This is a genomic window from Cupriavidus sp. 8B (genome assembly GCF_054589115.1).
Genome location: NZ_BAAILO010000469.1, coordinates 1 through 267, shown reverse-complemented (window position 1 = coordinate 267; position 267 = coordinate 1). Strand labels below are relative to the sequence as shown.

Here is a 267-nt window from a genome sequence, read left to right as displayed (position 1 = left end):
GCTTCGTCCATCCAGCCCCGTTTGGCCGCCTTGGAACGATCCACGTTGTAGACCGCAGGTTCCATGCGCACCAGCGGAAACTGATAGCCGTCTTCCAGCAGCAAAAGGACGTGACGCTCCCCCATCGCAATGGAGGCATCGACGAGGTTGTCCAGGCGCACCGGTAGTGTGACAACGTCGGCGTCTGGCTCATAGTGTACCGAGCACGAGTACTCGTCGCCGCTGGTGGATTTGAGGATGACCTTGGCAATGCGTGTCATGGTCAGT

Annotated in this window: 1 pseudogene; it reads right to left on the bottom strand. The window is 59.2% G+C overall.

The features are described from left to right. Positions 1-267: pseudogene (locus ACYP5B_RS44570) on the bottom strand (hypothetical protein); the annotation flags it as partial.